Raw genomic sequence first — 2,393 nt, forward strand, 5'->3', positions numbered from 1 at the left:
GAGGGCGCCGGCGAGTTCGTGAAGGTTTCCCCCCGACGGGTGGCGGCACCGGTTCCATTCGAGTTTGCCCGGGTGCTACTGCCGCTGACGCGTGGGGTGGGCGGCTTCAAGGTGTACGCGCCGCAACACGAGTATGTCGACCGGCGCATGGTCGCCGCCGACGACGGTGAGCTGACCCGCCAGGTCTTCCCGCTCGACGAGACGGCCAAGTACTTCCTGATCCTCGTGGCGTTGTGCGAGCCGCGGCTACGGGACTCCTCGGTCGTCGCCATTCCCACGCTCGACCAGGTGATCGACAGGTTGCGCCCGCTGCCGGGCTGCGCCAGCCTCACCCGGTCCGCCGTGAACTTTCACATCAATTACCTCGTCGAGAACAAGCTGCGGGTCAAGCCGGCGGACACGGCGGAAGGGGACCGGTTCGCGGCCCGGCGGGAATCGCTCGTGACGGTGGCGCTGCGCTTCAATGTGACCCGGGAGGAGCATCTGGCGCTGCTTCCGTCCCCGCGTCCCGACGGCCGGCCCGGTAATGATGGGCAGCGCAGCGGGCGGCGCTGACCATGCCGGTGCCGATCACAGTGGAGTGGTCAGAACGCACCCCGTCCGCAGTCGTTCCGCGCGGCTACCGGGTCGGCCCCTTCACGGTCACAGACAAGATCGCGGCTGGTAGCTGGGGCACGGTCTACGGCGGGTACCGAGCCGACCGGGACGGGCTATCCGGGCGCAGGCCGGGCGAGAGCAGGCCACGCCAGGCCGGCGCCGAGGTTGCGTTGAAGTTCCTGCCGGTTGCCGGGCTGTCTCCCCGGGAGCGCGCGGAGCTGCGGGCCGGTGCGCTGCGCGAGGCGGCGTTGGTCCGGATCCCCGCCCACCCCCGGCTGATCCGCGCGCTCGCCGTCCTGGCCGTCGACGATCCCGACCGACCCGACCTGCATGGCGCGGTGGTGCTGGCCGTGGAGCGGGCCACCGGCAATCTGGTCGACCTGCTCTACACCACGGCACCCCTCTGTTCCACAGCACCCCTCTGCCCCACGACACCCGACGCGTCGTCGGGCCCCCCGCTGGCGGACCGGGTCCGCATCCTCGTCGAGGTGTGCGAGGGCCTGGCCCACATGCACGCGAACAGCTGGGTCCACGGCGACCTTAAACCCAGCAATGTGCTCATCATGCCGGATGGTTCGGCCCGGCTGGCGGACTTCGGTTTGGCGGTCGAGATCGACGGTACGCACGGCCGCGCGCCGCGCCTGGCCTCGCCCGACCACACCCCGCCGGAATGGTGGAGCGAGCGCATCACGGAGGCCGGGGTCCCGATCCGCATGACCCGGGATGTGTGGGCCTTCGGCGTGCTCGCTCACCAACTGCTGACCGGCACCCACCCCTTCCCCGGGCAGACCAGCCGGTCCCGCTCCGAGGCCGCCCTCACCTATGCGGCGGGTCGCACACCCCTGCGGCTGGCGGAGACGCTGCCCGACGGCTGGCGGGAAGTGATCCGCGACTGTCTGGCTCCGACCCATCAGGCCCGCGCCGCACACCCAATCGACACCGTCCTTCGCCGCGCCCGCGCCCTCCAGCGCGACGGTGACGCGATCACGACCCCGACACGCGACCTGCGCGTGCCCCGGCCGGGACCGGACAGCCCGGTCGCGCCTCCGACACAACACACGAACGCAGTACAACGAACGGCAGTACAACGAACGGCAGTACAACGAACGGCAGTACAACGAACGGCGGCGCAACGAACGGCGGCGGCGCGGCGCATCCTGATCGCGGTGGGCCTGCTGGCCGTCCTGATGCTCGCCGCGGGGTCGGTCCCCCAGCCGTTCTCGTTCCAGCCGGGTGGCGAGCTGCGGCCCGGCGCGCCGATACCCGCCGCCTACCGTCCGCTTCTCACCCGGGCCGCGCACGCCTGCTCGGACGAGGTGGTCACGCCCGCACTGATCGCGGCGATCCTCGCGACGCAGAGCGGCTTCCACCCCCGTGCCTCCCACCCGGCAGCCGCGGGGGGCCAGGGCGAGTACGGCATCGCCGGATGGACACCACGGGTGTTCACGGGGTTCGCGGTCGACGCGGACAACAACGGCCGGGCGTCCTACTGGGACCCCGCCGACGCCATCTTCGCCGTCGCCAATCAGCTCGAATACGCCAACCAGCGCCTCGGTGACATTTCCGGCGACCGGGCGCTGCTGCTCGCCGCCGCGTATCACACCAGTGTCAAGTATGTTCGCGCCAACGGGGCCCGGGGACCGCAGGTGCGAGGTTACGTCGAGCGGGTGCAGCATTATCTCTCGCTTTTTACCGACCGCAGACCGGCTGCGTCGAGTTAGATCGTACGACACGCTTCACCGGCGGTGACCCTGTCACCCGACAGGGTCACAGGCATCCGGGTCCGGCCTAGGGCC

General features: G+C 70.8%; 1 protein-coding gene and 1 pseudogene. Both read left to right on the forward strand.

What is annotated here, in order from left to right; genetic code table 11:
• Nucleotides 1-555, forward strand: a pseudogene (locus tag ACY45C_RS01615) (serine/threonine protein kinase); the annotation flags it as partial.
• Between the two features lie 8 nt (nucleotides 556-563).
• Nucleotides 564-2,318 (forward strand): serine/threonine protein kinase, encoded by a 1,755-nt coding sequence (locus ACY45C_RS01620; RefSeq protein ID WP_462185900.1) that lies wholly within the window; start codon nucleotides 564-566, stop codon nucleotides 2,316-2,318.
• Nucleotides 2,319-2,393: the final 75 nt, after the last annotated feature.

The organism is Frankia sp. CcWB2, from assembly GCF_977927585.1.